The following is a 15,206-nucleotide window of genomic DNA, read 5'->3' as shown; positions in this document are numbered from 1 at the left end:
GTCGCGCCCGTCAGGTGACGCTGCTCGTGTACGTCACTGGACCGGGTGAAAGACTGCCGCGCATGCGCGAGGTGGGCAACAGACGCTACCGGCTGGAACGTGAGCTGGGCAGGGGCGGCATGGGGGCCGTGTGGCTCGGAAAGGACACCGTCCTCGGCCGCGAGGTCGCCGTGAAGGAACTGCTGCTGCCCGTGGGCGTACCGGCTCAGGAACGTGCCGTGTACCAGGAACGCGTGCTGCGCGAGGCACGCATCGCCTCGCAACTTCAGGACCCGGCGGTGGTCACCGTCTACGACCTCATCTCCGAGGACGACCAGACGTTCATCGTGATGGAGCTGATCAACGCTCCGACGCTGGAGTCCCTGGTCGAAAACTCCGGACCGCTGAGCACACGCGCGGCCGCGACACTCGCGGGACAGCTGCTGAACGCGTTGGAGGCGGCCCACGCGTCCGGCGTCGTGCACCGCGATGTCAAGCCCGGCAACGTGATGGTGCCCGGCAGGGGCACCGCGAAGCTCACCGACTTCGGCATCGCCCAGTCCGTCGACGATCCCCGGCTGACGGCGACCGGCACGCTGATCGGTTCGCCCGCCTACATGTCCCCGGAACGCCTCGCGGGCGGTGAGGCCTCGCCCGCCTGGGACCTGTGGGCGTTGGGGGCGACGCTGTTCTTCGCGGTGGAGGGGCGCGGCGCGTTCGACCGCCCGACCACCTCGGCCACGATCCTCGCGGTGATGAGCGAACGCCCGGTGCCCCAGGTCGCGGGCCCGCTCGGCGAGCTGATCGTCGGCCTGATGGAACCCGATCCCGCGCGCAGACTCGGTGTCGCCCAGGCACATCGGCTGATCGAACGCGCGCACGCCGTCGCGGAGCTCTACCCGGCCAGGCCGCCCGCCGTGGACAGCAACCTGACCACGGCCGTTCCGACGCTGAAGGTGGACGTCGCGGCATTGTCCGGTGCCGCACCCACGTCAGGCCCCGTGGTCATCGGCCAGTTCGCCCCTGCCCCGGTCTTTCCCGTTCCCCCACGCAAGAAGCGCCCGGTCGGACTGATCCTCTCGGCGACGCTGGTCCCGCTGTTCCTCGTCGGCGCGCTGGTCCTGTTGTACTTCACCGTGTTCAAGCCGATGTTCACGAACATGGGACTGGGCGTGCCGGACGGCCCCGCGAGCACCGCCGCGATGCAGCCGGTCCTGACCCTCGGCCCGGATGGCGACATCAAGGGCGACACGTTGATGGCGTTCCGCAACTCGTGCCTGACCTGGCTGCCCGCGAAGGACGCCCCGAAGATCCAGACCAAGGACCGCGTCGGCTGCTACGCCGAGCACGACGTCGAACTGCTCGACACCGTGCTCGCCAGCACCGAGATCGAGAAGGACGTGGCGTACCCCGGTGCCGAGCAGCTCACCAAGCTCGGCGGCACCGGGTGCACGCGCACGTTCCTGTCGGCCAAGGTCAACGGCCAGGACAAGGAGAAGACCCTGCGGTACTGGGTGATCATCCCGACCGCCGAGGCCTGGAAGGTCAAGACGGAGAACGGGTACCGCAGCTCCAGTCGCCTCATCCACTGCTTCGTGGGCAAGGCGGACGGCACGAAGCTGACCGAGCCGCTGATGAAGCAGTAGCTACTCGGAGACGGCGATCGCCGACGCCGGGCACACGGCAGCCGCGTGCCGGACGTCGGCCAGGCGCTCCGCCGGCGGGCTGGCGTCCAGCAGGTCCACCAGACCGTCGTCGTCGCGCTGGTCGAACACGTCGTCGGCGGCCAGCACGCACTGCCCGGCGCCGACGCACTTCCCCTGATCCACCACTACCTTCACGTCTACCTCCAGGTGATCGGCAGCTCGGCGACGCCACCGGTGAGCGTCGCGCGGACCTGTAGCGAGTCGAGGTCCTTGGCGAGCCGCATCGACGGCAGGCGCTTGGCCAGCGCGGCGAACACCACGCGCAGCTCGGTGCGGGCCAGGGAGGCGCCGATGCAGAAGTGGGCGCCGTGGCCGAAACCGAGGTGTGTCCTTTCCGGACGGTCCGGGTTGAACTCCTCGGCCTCGGAGTACACCGAGGCGTCGCGGTTGGCCGCGTTGGTCGAGAGGACCAGCGCGTCGCCGGCCTTGATGGTCACGCCCGCGATGTCGACGTCCTCCCGCGCGTACCGCAGCAGGCCGAGGTCGCCGGGCGCGCCGAGGCGCATGACCTCCTCGACCACCGCGTCGACCCGGCCGTCCGGGTCGGCGACGAGCGCGTCCCAGCGTGAGCGGTCGGTGAGCAGGAACAGCACGCCGAGACCGATGCGGTTGACGGTGGTCTCGTGGCCCGCGAACAGCAGTCCGACGCAGAGCCGGACCATTTCCACGTAGTCGAACGACGGGTCCTCGCTCTGCGCGCGCACGAGGTCGGAGATCACGTCTTCGCCGAGCGCCCCGCGCTTGCTCTCGACGAGGCCGACCATGTAGCGGAAGAACTCCTCGCGCGCCTGGTGCGCCTCCTCGCCGATCTCCGTGCCCGCCATGCGTTCGGACAGCGACGCGAACTTCTCGTTGTCCTCCTCCGGCACGCCGAGCAGACGGCAGATCATGGCCACGGGCAACGGGAACGCGAGGCCGTGGTGCAGGTCGGCCACACCGGTCGACGAGTGCTCGGCGATCAGCTGGTCGATGCAGGCGTCGACCAGCTCCTCCATGTTGTCGCCCAGCATGCGCATCCGCTTGGCGGAGAACGCGGGCGTCAGCAGCCGGCGCATGCGCGTGTGGTCGGCCTCCTCGGTCGCGTACTCGCCGGTCGGGCCGTCCTGGACGGCGGCGGTCGAGATGCGGGAGGCCTTCTCCGGTTCCGGGTGTGAACGGCCGAAGCGCTTGTCGCCCAGCAGGAGGCGGACCTCCTCGTACCGGGTCACGAGCCAGGCGGGGTCGCCGGCCGGTGTCGTCACGGGCGCGATCGGTGCCTCGCGTCGCAGCACCTCGTAGAGCGGAGCGAGATCGAGGACGTTCGGCCTGGCCAGCGGCAGCTTCAGGCGCTCTGCGTCAATGCTCATGCACCGACCGTAGCGCTTGTTGGCAGATGGTGCCAATAAATGTTCCGGGTCGGGTGACGTGCTTAAATCGCCCGATGACGGACGTTGCGACAGAAAAGCCTCGCCGGGGCAGGCCGCCGGTCAGCGACGAGCAACGTCAGCGTCAGCGCCTCGACATCTCGCGTCACGCGGTCCGGCTGTTCGCCGACCAGGGCGTCGCCGCCACGTCGGGCGAGCAGATCGCGCAGGCCGCGGGCGTCTCCGAACGCACGTTCTGGCGCTACTTCCCGCACAAGGAGAGCTGCGTCGAACCGTTGCTCACCAAGATGGTCGACGCCTTCTGCGGGGTGCTGCACGACTGGCCGCGCGAGCTCGAACTGATCGACCACCTGCGCGAGGCCTACAGCCCGCTGCTGGACGCGGCCACCGACGAGGACATCGAGGCGGTGCTCGCCGTCGTGCGGCTGACCCACGGCGAACGGGCGTTGCGCGCCGCCTACCTGATGCTGCGCGAACGGGCGGAGAACGCGCTCGGGGAGGTGCTCGCCGAACGCGCGGGCCTGGCACGCGACGCCATCGAGGTCCGGGTGCAGGCCGCCGCCATGAGCGCCGTGCTCAAGATCGCCACGGACGACGTCGCGACGGCCGCGGCCGACGGCGTCACGAGGGAGACGCTGGAAGGGCACCGCGAGCAGATCGCCACCGCGCTGCGCGGCCTGTCGCGGATGTTGTAGCCGAACGGTCACGAATGGTCACGCAGTCCGTAGTGAGGAAACGGGTTACCTCCTGCAGGCTGGTCCTTGATCTGGTGTCAATGTCGGAACCGAAGCATTCCAAGTGGCGTCGGGGCCGAAACCAGTGATGGGAGAACCGCAATGGCGGTTGCCCGTTTCCAGATCTGCAGATCCGCAGCCGGGGTGGCGTGACCTGGCGGCTGCTGTCGGCGAACAATCGCGGCATCGGAAAAGCCGCCACGCCGTATCCCACTGACGGCGAATGCGCGAAAGCGGTCACCGAGCTGCGTGAACTGCCGGCGAACGGTCGTGCGCTGCTGACCAGGGACTCGCAGGAGTGGTCGTGGCGATGGCAGCTCGACGGGTGTCGCAGTTACCAACGGCGACTTCTGGTCGAGGAGTGCCTGTCGAAAGCGGGCCTGTGGAACGAGGTTCGCGACCGCCTGCGCCAGCCGGGTGGCGCGTTGTCCGGTGGCCAGCAGCAACGACTCTGCATCGCCCGCTCACTCGCGGTGCGGCCCAAGGTGCTGCTGATGGACGAACCCTGCTCGGCCCTCGACCCGACGTCCACCCGCCGCATCAAGCAGACGATCGGCGAGCTCGCCCACGAGGTGACCATCGTGATCGTCACGCACAACATGTAGCAGGCGGCGCGGGTGTCGCAGCAGTGCGCGTTCTTCCTGGCGGAGCAGGGAACTCCGGGTGTGATCGTGGAGTCCGGCCCGACGAAGCGGATCTTCGAGGCACCGTCGGACGAGCGCACCGCGGACTACGTGCACGGCCGGTTCGGCTAGCCCCCGAGCCCCCAGTAGATCAGTCCCATGAGCGCGGCGAAGAGCACGAGCCCGATCACGCCCGCCAGGGTCATGCCGTTGGCCGCGGTACGCCACCGGGGCGCGGCCACCTTGACGACGGGGCCGATGAGGGCCGCGCCGAGCGCGACGAAGAAGAACGTGACGAGGTACTCGGTGCCCTCCCAGCCGATGGGTCGCAGCGCGTTGGCCAGCTGGGCGGCGAAGACCAGCACGAGCAGGAGGAAGAGGACGGCGAACCCGGTCACCGAGGCAAGTCGGGCGTTCACGGGACCGAGAGGTTCGACAGGGCGTACACGAACGCGATGATCAACGCGACGACGACGACCACGCCGAGTGTGCCCGCCAGGATCAGCCCGGTGCCGGCCGACCGCCACGGCGCGGGCGCGACCGCCTTCAGCACCACCCCGAGGACCGCCGAACCGAGCGCGACGAAGATGAACGCGTACGCGTACTCGCCGCCCTGCCAGCCCAACGACTTCAGCGCGTCGTTCTGGAAGGCGACGAAGGTGAACACGAGCAGGAGGAAGGCGGTGGCGAAGCCGGCCAGTCCGGCTGCTCGGCCACTGACGGTTTCGGTCACACGTCGAGAGTGCCGGTGGTTGCGGCGGGAGGCATCGGTACAACTACTCACCTGGGACCGGGCCGGGTCTCCTGGCGTTGCGGGACATGAGGGTTCTCGCGTTGGTGGCCGGGCCGGTCGTCCTGTTCGGCTGGTGGGCGGTAGCGTCGGGCCGGTGGAAGATCAGGCGAGCATGACGGCGCGGCTGGCCCGGCGGTTCGGGCCGGAGGTCGCCGGCTGGTGCGCGGACGTGCCGGCGCTGGTGGACCGGCTGAGCGCGCGGTGGGGGCTCGTGCCGGGGGAGGCGCTGGAACCCGGTGCGGTGTCGGTGGTGCTGCGGTGCACGTGGGCCGACGGCACGCCGGCGGTGCTGAAGCTCAGTCCGGACGGGGAGTTGCTGGCCGCGCAGAGCGAGATGCTCGCGCTGTTCGCGTCGTCGGGGCGGGTTCCGGCGGTGCTCGCCCAGGAACGGGACGCGGTCGTGCTCGAAGAGGTGCGGCCGGGCACGCTCGCCGAGGACATGCCGTTCGCCACGCTGCCCGGCCGGTGGGCCGATCTGCTGGCGGCGTTGCACGGTGTGCCGGCGCGGCCGGTGGGGTTGTTGCGCGGGCGGTGTGAGGAGTCCTTCCAACGGATCGGGCGGCGGCTGGCCGAACCGGTGATCGGGGCGCGGATCAGCGAGGCCATGTGGAGCCGGGCGATCGCGCGGTGCGAGAAGCTGCTGGACACAGACACCTCACCGGTCCTGCTGCACGGTGATCTGCACCTGGGCAACGTGCTCGACGGCGGGGAGCGCGGGCTGATGGCCATCGATCCCAAGGCGTGCCTGGGTGATCCCTGCTTCGACGCGGCCGACCTGGTGGTGGCCGGAGCCGGGCAGGAGGGAGTACGAGCCCGGTGTGAGGCCGTGGCGGCCGCGTGCGGGCTCGACGGAGACCGGCTGTTCGCCTGGAGTCAGGCGATCGCGCCGATGCTCGCCATCGCGCACCTCGCCCACGACGGTGACGAGGCGGCGATCGACGAGCTGCTCACACTCTGAGCAGCGAGACGACCCGGTCGCGCAGCGCGTGGGCGACGGAGTCGAAGCCGTTCTTCACGTACGTCCGCTGTGCCTCGAAAACCGCGTCGGCGTACTTGCCGGTGAACGTCTCGAAGGTGCGGTAGCTGCACCGCTCCGGCCCGAGCGGCGTGATCAGCTGGTCACGCGTGCCGAGCAGGCCGGGGAACGTGTCACCGGTGTCGTAGCGCAGCAACCGAGGCGGCTCGACCTCGCGGATGTACTCGCGGCTGATGAACGTCCCCTCGCCGCCGTCCGGACGTGGCAGCGTGAGGTCGATCGGCGAGTCGATCTCCAACGTCGTGGCGACCGCCAGCGTGTAGGGATTCCACTGTGGATAGTGCGGGTAGTCGAGCAGCACGTCCCACACGAACGACGCGGGCGCGTCGATCTCGACGACCACGGACTCGATGAGGTGAGTCATGACGGCATGTACTCCCCGCCGTTGACGTCCAGCACCGCGCCGGTCACCTCGGAAGCGTGCCGGGACAACAGGAACAGCACCGCGCCGGCGCACGCGTCGTCGGTCGGGATGCGGCCCAGCGGGTTGCGGGCGGCGATCTCGTCGTAGACGTCCTGCTCCGAGATCCCGCGTGCCTCGGCGGTGAACCTGAGGTAGAAGCGCACGCCCGGTCCGTCCAGCCAGCCCATCACGGCCTGGTTCGCGCGGATGCCGTGCTCGCCCAGTTCCAGGGCCAGGAACTGGGTCGCGGTCGCCATCGCGGCCTTCGCCACGGCGTAGCCGCCTTCGCCGCGCATCGGTTTGCGGGTCGTCATGGTGCCCACGTTCACGATCGACCCGCGCCCGGCGGCCTTCATGTGCGGCACGACCTCGCGGGTCACGTTCAGCGCGCCGAACAGGATGATGTCCATCGACCGGCGGACCGCCTTCTCCGGCGTCTCCAGCAGGTCGAACCAACCGGGGTGCCCGAACGCCGAGTTGACCAGGCCGGTGATCGTGCCGAACCGCGCCACGGCCGTCTCGACCAGCTCCGCCACCTGCTCGGGCTTCCGCACGTCGCACTGCACGCCGACGGCCTCGCCACCGGCGGCGACGATGTCCTTCTCCGCCTGCTTCATCACGTCGGCGGAGCGGGCGGCCATCACGACCTTCGCGCCCTCGGCGGCGGCGCGGACGGCGAGCTTCGAGCCCAGGCCGGGACCGACGCCGGTGATCACCACGACCTCGTCTTGCAGCATCACAGGTAGACCTCCGAGTAGAAGGCGAAGTCACGACGCAACTGGTCCTCGGACAGCCCGAAGTCCGGTGGCGTGTAGGAATGTGAGCCGTGCCGTTCGGTGCGGTTGCGCGCCAGGTAGGTCTCGAACGCCGCCTCGTCGGCAGGACCGGCCGGCAGGCCGAGCGCGTTCAGCACCTCGCGGGCGACGTCGAGCGGTTTGCTGACGGTGTCGGCGAACCGCACGTCCACGAACCGGTCCGGGCGCGCGGACCGGGCCGCGGCGAAGTCCCGCAACGTCCGGGAGAACCGGCCGGACCAGTACTGTCCGATTCGGACCGGATCGACGTTCTCGCTGTACTGCGAGGACATCGCGCGCACCATCGACGCGTACGACGGCACCGCGTTGATCGGCGAACGGTGCGTCATCACGATCTTGCAGTCGGCGAACTCGTCCAGCACGGTGTCGACGGCGGTCAGGTGGTGCGGCGACTTGAGCACCCACGGCAACGAGCGGGAAGTGTTCTGCCACTGCAACACCTGCAACCACTCGCGCAGCTCGCGGTAGGCGGGGCGCTGGTCGGCGGCCCGCAGCCAGTCTCCATAGGAAGGCACCCAGTAGAACGAGTCGAAGCTCATCGACACGAACGTCCGGTCCAGCAGGATCACGTCCTCCTCCGGCCCGTCCCACACGACGGTGTGCAGGTCGCCGAAGTCGGGGGAGAGCTGCGAGAACATCGCCATGCGTTCCTGCGCGCGGCGTTTGCGCTGCTCGGCGTCCGGTCCTTCGCCGGGGAACGGCAGCGGGTAGGCGACCTCCCACGACAGCGTGGACGTGACCTGGGGCGACGCCGCCAGCAGCCGGTGCAGCAGCGTCGAACCGGTGCGCGGCAGGCCGCAGATCTCGGCGGCCACCCGGACCTCGACGTCGAGCACCTCGGGGTTCGACCGCTGCAACGCCCGCAGCCGCAACCGGTCGGACAGCAGCGCGGTCAGCCGGTGCTTGGTCAGTTCAAAGCCCAACGGGGACAACGCGGCCTCGGTGTTGAGGCTGCGCACGAGCACGTCCAGCGGCTCGCGGAACCAGTCGTCGCCGAAGTCCGAGAGTCCGGTCTTCGCGGACGCCTTCTCCAGCAACTCCGGCACGTTCAGCGCGGTCGTGACCGTCATCGAATCTCCTCCAGGGGCACCACACGGCACTTCGGGATCGGGTGTTCGGCCGCGCCGAGCCAGCGCAGCAACGCGGTGCCGGAACTGTGGCCGCAGGTGTCGATCCAGTTGCCGACACCGGGATCCTCGGCGGCGACCACGATCGTCAACCGCCCGCCGGACAACGACGCCGTGTGCTTGTTCACGGTGATCCTGCGGCGATGGTCGAGCGACTCCATCCACCAGTTGTCCAGCTGGAAGTTCCAGTACGGGCAGTCCGGCACGTCGGTCTCGATCACCCACGCCTCGCCGGGCTTGAGCACCCAGTACCCGTGCAGGTAGAAGATCTCCGGATCGCCGCCCGCTCGCTGGAACATCTCCTGGCCGAAGTCGGGCAGTTCGTTGGGGCGAGCCATGAACGTGCGCGTCCAGTGCGCGAACGTCGCCGCCGTGCCGTGCACGGACAACGCCGCCCGCTGCAACGCCTTGGCCAGGAACTCGGGCGTCAGCGCGGCGGGTTCGGCCGGCCCGCCCACCTGCTCGATGTGCCACCGACCGGGAACTTCGGTGGTGCGATCGAGATAGGTCTGGCGCACCACCAGACCGGTGGAGTCGGGGGCGAGCGGCAGCCAGTTCCCGTCCTGGGGAGCAGCGCTCGCGATGATCTCCACCGTGCCGTCCGGCGCGATCGTCAGGCCGGCGTCGGACAGCTCACCGGTCGACGCCATCGTGCCGTCCTTGGCGTACCGGTTGGCCTTCGAGCCGATGCTGAAGTACGCGATGGTGCCGCGGGTCCCGGTGATCCGGTACGTGCGGTCGCCGCGGATGTTCGCGGACAGGTAGACGTTGTCCGGGTTGTCCGCGCCGATCTTCACGAGGTCCAGCTCGTGGAAGCGCGGGAAGTCGGGATCGGCGTTGTCCAGGCAGGAGTACAGCATCTCGCGGGTGAGCCGGGCCAGGTACCGGTAGCCCTCCGCGCGGTCCAGCGGAGTGTCCGGTGCCTGGTCGGAGAGCACGACCTCACCGGCCTTCTCCAACGCCCGGCAGAACTGGGACCACGCCTGATCCGGCACGACTTCCTCCCGAATTTAGAACGTGTTCTAGCTGAACGTACACGATTTTGGACAACGTTCAACAGACGCCGAGCGTGCGAAGCCGCGCCACCACGGCGTCGGCCGCCGCCTGCGGGCTCAGCGTCGTCGTGTCGAGCCGGATCTCGGGTTCCACCGGCGGTTCGTAGGGGGAGTCGATACCGGTGAAGTTCGCCAGCTCGCCCCGCCTCGCCTTGCGATACAGGCCTTTCGGATCGCGCTGCTCCGCCACGGCCAAGGGCGTGTCCACGAAGACCTCGCAGAACTCGTCACCGCCGACGAGGTCCCGGGCCAGCGCCCGCTCGGCCCGGAACGGCGAGATGAACGAGACCAGCACGATCAGGCCCGCGTCGACCATCAGCGCGGCGACCTCGGCGATGCGCCGGATGTTCTCGACGCGGTCGGCGTCGGTGAACCCGAGGTCGGAGTTGAGCCCGTGCCGGACGTTGTCGCCGTCGAGCAGGAACGTGTGCCTGCCCTCGGCGTGCAGCGTCTTCTCGACCAGGTCGGCGATCGTGGACTTGCCCGCGCCGGACAGCCCGGTCAGCCACACCACGCACGGCCGGTGCCCGTTGCGTGCGATCCGGGCCTGCTTGTCGACGGTGAGCGTCTGCCAGCGCACGTTCGACGGGCTCAGCGCGAAGTCGATCATCCCGGCGCCGACCGTGGCGTTGGAAAGCCGGTCGAGCACGACGAATGAGCCGAGATCGCGGTTGGCGCGGTAGCCCTCGAATGGCACCGCCACGTCGAAGTGCACGGTGTCGACGCCGATCTCGTTGAGCCCTAACGCCTTGGTCGCCGTGAACCCGACCGTGCGCGCGCCGATCTTCGCCAGGTACTGCCGGCCGGGCAGCAACCCGTTCTCGTGCAGCCACACCAGCCGCGCCTGGAACGAGTCCGCGCTGCCCGGTGGATCCTGCGCGTCGCCCAGGACGTCGCCCCGGCTGGCGTCTACGTCGTCCGCGAGCACGACGGTGACCGACGATCCGGTCGGCGCCTCGGTCAGGTCGCCGTCCATCGTGACGATCCGAGCGATGGTGGTGGTCCGGTTGCCGAGCCGAACTGTCTCGTCCTGCCGGAGCGTCCCGCCCAGCACGCGCCCGGACAGCCCGCGGAACGTCGCGTCCGGCCGGTTGACCCACTGCACGAGGAACCGGGACGGACCGGCTCGTCGCACGCTGGGTTCGACCGTTTCCAGCCACTGCAAGAGCGTCGGCCCGTCGTACCAGGGCGTGAGCTCGCTGCGCCCGACGACGTTGACGCCCTCGGTGGCGGACATCGGCACGCAGGTGATCTCGTCGAAGTCCAGAACCGCGGCGAACTCGGCGAACGACGCGCTGACCTCCTCGAAGACGTCCTGCGAGTAGTCGAGGAGGTCGAGCTTGTTCACGGCCACCACGACCTGCCGAACTCCGAGCAACGACACAATGCGCGCGTGCCGGCGCGTCTGACTGAGCACGCCCTTGCGCGCGTCGAGCAGGATCACCGCGGCATCGGCGGTGGACGCGCCGGTGACCATGTTGCGGGTGTACTGCTCGTGCCCCGGGGTGTCCGCGACGATGAACCGCCGCGCCTCGGTCGCGAAGAACCGGTAGGCGACGTCGATCGTGATGCCCTGCTCGCGCTCGGCCGCCAGCCCGTCCACCAGCAGCGCGAAGTCCAGCTCACCGCCGCGCGTGCCGACGCGCTTCGAATCCGCCTCCAACGCCGCGAGGTGATCGGCGTACAGCAGCTTCGACTCGTACAGCAGGCGCCCGATCAGCGTGCTCTTCCCGTCGTCCACGCTGCCGCAGGTGATGAACCGCAGAAGCTCCATCAGAAGTACCCCTCCCGCTTCTTGCGCTCCATCGACCCGCTCTGGTCGTGGTCGATCACCCGTCCCTGCCGCTCCGAGGTCGTCGCGGTCCGCATCTCCTCGACGATCTCCGCGACCGTGCGGGCCTCACTGCGCACCGCGCCCGTCAGCGGATAGCAGCCCAGCGTGCGGAACCGGACCAGCTCCTGGCGTGGTTCCGAGGTCAACGGCATCCGGTCGTCGTCGACCATGATCAGTGCGCCGTCCCGCTCGACCACGGGCCGCCGCGCCGCGAAGTACAGCGGCACAACGGGAATCCGTTCGCGCTCGACGTAGCGCCACACGTCGAGCTCGGTCCAGTTCGACAGCGGGAACACCCTGATGCTCTCGCCGGGCGCGACCCGCGTGTTGTAGAGCCGCCACAGCTCGGGCCGCTGGTTCTTCGGATCCCACTGGTGCTGCGCGGTGCGGAACGAGAACACCCTTTCCTTGGCGCGCGAGGCCTCCTCGTCGCGCCGGGCGCCACCGAACGCCACGTCGAACCGGTGCTCGTCCAGTGCCTGCCGCAACCCCTGGGTCTTCCACAGGTCGGTGTGTCGCGCGGAACCGTGGTCGAACGGGTTGATGCCCGCGGCCACGCAGTCCGGATTGCGGTGCACGATCAGGTCCAGGCCGAGCCCCGCGACGGTCCTGTCCCGGAACTCGATCATCTCCCGGAACTTCCACGTGGTGTCCACGTGCAGCAACGGGAACGGCGGTTTCGACGGGTAGAAGGCCTTGCGCGCCAGGTGAAGCAGCACCGAGCTGTCCTTGCCGATCGAGTACAGCAGCACCGGCCGCTCACCCTCCGCCACGGCCTCGCGGAAGATGTCGATGCTGTCGGCTTCCAGCTGGTCGAGGTGGTTCACGTGAGCACCCCCGCGAGCTCGGGACGGCAGATCAGCAGATCGGGCTGCCACGGATCGGGCTGGTTGTAGACGAGCGGTCGCCCGTCGACGCGCGAGGCGTGCAACCCGGCCGCGCGGGCCACGAAGACGGGTGCCGCCGTGTCCCACTCGTACATGCCGCCCGCGTGCAGATAGGCGTCGGCGTCACCGCGCACGACGGCCATCGTCTTCGCACCCGCGCTGCCCATCGGCACCAGCACGCCGTTGATCGCCTCGGCGACCCGTTGCGCGAACGCGGGCGGCCGGGTGCGGCTGACCACGATCCGCAGCCGGCGGTGCGAGATTCGTGGAGTCCTGGGCAGTGCGGGCACCGCGACCGCTCCGGCCACGAGCTCACCGCGTTCCCAGAGCGCCACGTGCACGGCCCAGTCGGTGCGACCGGGTTCGGCGTACTCGCGGCTGCCGTCCAGCGGGTCGATGATCCACACCCGGTCGGCGGCCAGCCTGCGCGGGTCGTCGGCTGCCTCCTCGGACAGCACCGAATCCCCTGGCCGGTGCTCGTTCAGTTGCGCGGCGAGGAAGAGCTGCGCGACATGATCGCCGTCGCCGGGTCTGACGCTGATCAGCAACCTGCCTGTCTCGGTCGCCAGCCGCCTGGCCAGCTCCGCGTCGCTCTCCGCCATGCACCGCAGCGTAGCGACCAAACCGAACAACGTTCAATATGCTTCTGAACGTTGTTCAAAGTAAGCTGCGGATCGTGAGCACCGAGCAAACGGCCTGGGGTGACGCGGAGGGCAGGCGGCGCGACATCCTGTCGTCCGCCGAGCTGATCCTCGAAGAGCAGGGCTACGCGGGTCTGACCATGCGCGCGATCGCCGTCGGCGCGGGAGTCAGTTCCGGCACCGTGTACCAGTACTTCTCCGGCAAGGAGGACGTCTTCGCGGCGTTGATGGAACGCCGCCTGGACGACCTGCAACGCACCCTCGCCCAAGTGGACCGGAGCCTCGGGATCGCGGGCGTGCTCAAGGAGATCGAGCCCCAGATCACCGACCTGTGGCGGCGCTTCGGCCGTTCGGCGGCGCAGTGGGAGGCCAAGGTGCTCTCCGGCGGCCGCCGCGGCAAGGAGGTCGCCGGATCGGCGCAGGACTACCGCAAGACGCTCAAGGCGCTCGCGAAGGCGTTGACCGAGACCGCCGAGGCGTGCGGCCAGGAGCTGATCGACGATCCCGCGTTGCCGCACTGGGTCTGGGACTCGTTGATCGGTCTCGCCGACGACCTGTTGCTTCAGGGCGCGCGGATCAACCGGGTCAAGCCGGCTCAGCTGATCGAGTTCGCCACCGGTGCGATCGAACGGGGCGTCATCGCCCGATGACGAGCTGGTCGTAGCGTCGCCGGATGCTCGTGCCCAGCACGCTGACGTCGGCCCCGTAGACGTGGATCGAGATCGCCACGGAGCTGGAGTTGTTGCACACCTTGTGGATGTCGCCCGGCGGCACCAGGTACGACGCGACGCCCTCCGGGGTCTTGGTGAAGCGCAACGGAATCAGCCGATCGCCGCGCAACCGGTAGGTGGTCTCCTCCTCCTCGCCGACGTAGGTGCCGACGACGCACCAAGAGACGTGGTCGTGGATGCACGTCTCCTGGCCCGGCAACCAGACCAGCGCGACGACGGAGAAGGTCCCGTCCGGCTCGACGTGCAGGACGTGCTGGCGGTACGCGTTCGGGTCGGGTTCCCGTTGCGCCGCGCTCAGCAGGAACGGGTCGGTGAGGTGGCCTTCGAGCGTCCTGGACACCCGCGCGGCAACGGCCGCGTCGTCACCACCGCGCGCGATCGCGGCCCGGAGCGAGCCCACCAGAAGCGTGGCCGTGGGGGAGAGCAGGCTGTGCGTCATGAGCGGGTCCTCCTTCGAGGAACGGGGAGATCAGCCGATCAGCACCGTGCCCGTCAGCACGAGGACGACGATCACCGTGGTCGAGAGCAGGCCCAGCAACAGCACGGCCGGGCCGGAGCGGATGAGGGAACGCAGGCGCACCGCCGTGCCGAGGGCGAACATGCCCGCGGCCAGCAGCACGTTGTCCACGAACGTCGCCGCAGACAGCACGACGTCGGGCAGCAGACCAGTGGCGCGGATCGCCGCCATGGCCAGGAATCCGAGCACGAACAACGGCACGAGCGGCGGACGCTGCCCGGACGCCGGGTACTTGAGGCGTTCGGCGAAGCTCACGGCGGCGAGCATCGGCGCGAGCAGCACGACCCGCGTCAGCTTCACCGCCACGGCGATGGCCAGCGCGCCGGTGACGGGTCCGGCCGCGGCGACGACCTGCGCGACCTCGTGCACGCTGCCACCCGCCCACACCCCGTACTGCGCGGGCGTGAGGCCGGTCAGCGGGAACAACGCGGGCAGGCTGAACATCGCGACGGTGCCGAAGAGCGTGACCAGGCCGAGCGCCTTCGCGACGTCGTCCTCGTCCTGCTCGCGCACGCTGTTCATCGCGGCGACCGCCGAGGCGCCGCAGATCGAGAACCCGGTCGCGATCAGCAACGACAGGCCCTCGCTCACCCCGAGCACCCGGCCGAGCCAGCGCGTCACGACGAACGTGACGACCACGGCGACGACCGCGAGCAGCAGGATCTCGTAGCCGAGCTTCAGCACGTCCTGGAAGACCAGCTTCAGCCCGAGCAGCACGACACCGAGGCGCAGCAGGCGACGTCCGGCGAGCTTCACGCCCGGAGTGACCGACCGCGGCAGCGTCACGACGTTGGCCACGACCGCACCGAGCAGCACCGCGACCGTGAGCGCGCTGACCGAGGGCTGAAGCCAGGACACGACCATCGCGACCGCGACACCGCCCGCGACCAGGGCCAGGCCGGGCAGCACCGAGTCGGTCGTGCGCGGAGAGGTCCTGACGATGCCCATACCGCCAACGATG

At 69.5% G+C, this 15,206-nt stretch carries 17 protein-coding genes and 1 pseudogene; 5 read left to right on the top strand and 13 right to left on the bottom strand.

The features are described 5' to 3' along the window. Positions 1–62: 62 nt before the first annotated feature. Positions 63–1,625 carry a serine/threonine-protein kinase gene (locus BM417_RS04205; RefSeq protein ID WP_143138491.1) on the top strand — a complete coding sequence of 521 codons (1,563 nt, stop codon included), beginning with the start codon at positions 63–65 and terminating at the stop codon, positions 1,623–1,625. On the opposite strand, the gene BM417_RS04200 is transcribed toward BM417_RS04205, so the two are convergent. Both BM417_RS04200 and BM417_RS04195 read right to left on the bottom strand, forming a co-directional pair. Continuing rightward, the gene (locus BM417_RS04200; RefSeq protein WP_093588351.1) at positions 1,626–1,820 is read right to left on the bottom strand and encodes a ferredoxin; all 195 of its coding nucleotides are present in this window, start codon (positions 1,818–1,820) and stop codon (positions 1,626–1,628) included. Positions 1,821–1,822: 2 nt separating this feature from the next. Next, positions 1,823–3,031, bottom strand: coding sequence for a cytochrome P450 (locus tag BM417_RS04195; RefSeq protein WP_093588350.1), 1,209 nt, complete (start codon positions 3,029–3,031; stop codon positions 1,823–1,825). A 74-nt stretch (positions 3,032–3,105) separates the two neighbouring features. Here BM417_RS04195 and BM417_RS04190 point away from each other — a divergent pair, with 74 nt between their 5' ends. After that, entirely contained in the window at positions 3,106–3,744 is a 639-nt protein-coding gene (locus tag BM417_RS04190) for a TetR family transcriptional regulator (RefSeq protein ID WP_093588349.1), read from the top strand. Positions 3,745–4,133: 389 nt separating this feature from the next. After that, positions 4,134–4,538, top strand: a pseudogene (locus BM417_RS04185) (phosphate ABC transporter ATP-binding protein); the annotation flags it as partial. Here the strand turns inward: BM417_RS04185 and BM417_RS04180 are convergent. Further along, on the bottom strand, positions 4,535–4,825 hold the full coding sequence (locus BM417_RS04180) for a hypothetical protein (protein WP_143138490.1): 291 nt from the start codon (positions 4,823–4,825) through the stop codon (positions 4,535–4,537). The pseudogene BM417_RS04185 and the gene BM417_RS04180 overlap by 4 nt on opposite strands. Beyond that, positions 4,822–5,139: a hypothetical protein gene (locus BM417_RS04175; RefSeq protein ID WP_093588347.1), complete on the bottom strand. Its 318-nt coding sequence runs from the start codon at positions 5,137–5,139 to the stop codon at positions 4,822–4,824. Before BM417_RS04175 ends, BM417_RS04180 begins: the two co-directional genes overlap by 4 nt. A 172-nt stretch (positions 5,140–5,311) precedes the next feature. On the opposite strand from BM417_RS04175, the gene BM417_RS04170 reads away from it, so the two are divergent. Continuing rightward, complete coding sequence (locus BM417_RS04170; RefSeq protein ID WP_093588346.1) at positions 5,312–6,157, top strand: aminoglycoside phosphotransferase family protein; 846 nt, start codon at positions 5,312–5,314, stop codon at positions 6,155–6,157. Here BM417_RS04170 and BM417_RS04165 read toward each other — a convergent pair. From BM417_RS04165 to BM417_RS04135, 7 genes are read right to left on the bottom strand one after another with little or no spacing between them, the layout of a single operon-like run. After that, a complete protein-coding gene (locus tag BM417_RS04165; protein ID WP_093588345.1) occupies positions 6,147–6,599 on the bottom strand; it encodes an SRPBCC domain-containing protein in 453 nt (150 codons plus the stop codon). The genes BM417_RS04170 and BM417_RS04165 overlap by 11 nt on opposite strands. Beyond that, the gene (locus BM417_RS04160; protein WP_218164315.1) at positions 6,596–7,375 is read right to left on the bottom strand and encodes an SDR family oxidoreductase; all 780 of its coding nucleotides are present in this window, start codon (positions 7,373–7,375) and stop codon (positions 6,596–6,598) included. The genes BM417_RS04165 and BM417_RS04160 overlap by 4 nt, the downstream gene beginning before the upstream one ends. After that, positions 7,375–8,523, bottom strand: coding sequence for a sulfotransferase family protein (locus BM417_RS04155; protein ID WP_093588343.1), 1,149 nt, complete (start codon positions 8,521–8,523; stop codon positions 7,375–7,377). Before BM417_RS04155 ends, BM417_RS04160 begins: the two co-directional genes overlap by 1 nt. Continuing rightward, on the bottom strand, positions 8,520–9,575 hold the full coding sequence (locus BM417_RS04150) for a DUF1214 domain-containing protein (protein WP_218164314.1): 1,056 nt from the start codon (positions 9,573–9,575) through the stop codon (positions 8,520–8,522). Before BM417_RS04150 ends, BM417_RS04155 begins: the two co-directional genes overlap by 4 nt. A gap of 58 nt (positions 9,576–9,633) precedes the next feature. After that, complete coding sequence (gene cysC / locus BM417_RS04145; RefSeq protein WP_093588341.1) at positions 9,634–11,409, bottom strand: adenylyl-sulfate kinase; 1,776 nt, start codon at positions 11,407–11,409, stop codon at positions 9,634–9,636. Next, positions 11,409–12,296, bottom strand: coding sequence for a sulfate adenylyltransferase subunit CysD (gene cysD / locus BM417_RS04140; RefSeq protein WP_218164313.1), 888 nt, complete (start codon positions 12,294–12,296; stop codon positions 11,409–11,411). Before cysD ends, cysC begins: the two co-directional genes overlap by 1 nt. Continuing rightward, a complete protein-coding gene (locus BM417_RS04135) occupies positions 12,293–12,958 on the bottom strand; it encodes a 3'(2'),5'-bisphosphate nucleotidase CysQ (RefSeq protein ID WP_093588602.1) in 666 nt (221 codons plus the stop codon). Before BM417_RS04135 ends, cysD begins: the two co-directional genes overlap by 4 nt. A gap of 74 nt (positions 12,959–13,032) precedes the next feature. On the opposite strand from BM417_RS04135, the gene BM417_RS04130 reads away from it, so the two are divergent. Continuing rightward, on the top strand, positions 13,033–13,647 hold the full coding sequence (locus BM417_RS04130) for a TetR/AcrR family transcriptional regulator (RefSeq protein ID WP_177320266.1): 615 nt from the start codon (positions 13,033–13,035) through the stop codon (positions 13,645–13,647). On the opposite strand, the gene BM417_RS04125 is transcribed toward BM417_RS04130, so the two are convergent. Beyond that, complete coding sequence (locus BM417_RS04125; protein ID WP_093588339.1) at positions 13,634–14,167, bottom strand: cysteine dioxygenase family protein; 534 nt, start codon at positions 14,165–14,167, stop codon at positions 13,634–13,636. The genes BM417_RS04130 and BM417_RS04125 overlap by 14 nt on opposite strands. Positions 14,168–14,197: 30 nt before the next feature. Further along, positions 14,198–15,193, bottom strand: a complete 996-nt coding sequence (locus BM417_RS04120) for a YeiH family protein (RefSeq protein ID WP_093588338.1) — start codon at positions 15,191–15,193, stop codon at positions 14,198–14,200. Positions 15,194–15,206: the final 13 nt, after the last annotated feature.

Origin of the sequence: Lentzea waywayandensis, assembly GCF_900115955.1 — a bacterium.
Classification (GTDB): domain Bacteria; phylum Actinomycetota; class Actinomycetes; order Mycobacteriales; family Pseudonocardiaceae; genus Lentzea; species Lentzea waywayandensis.
This window is presented reverse-complemented; position numbering and strand designations above follow the sequence as displayed.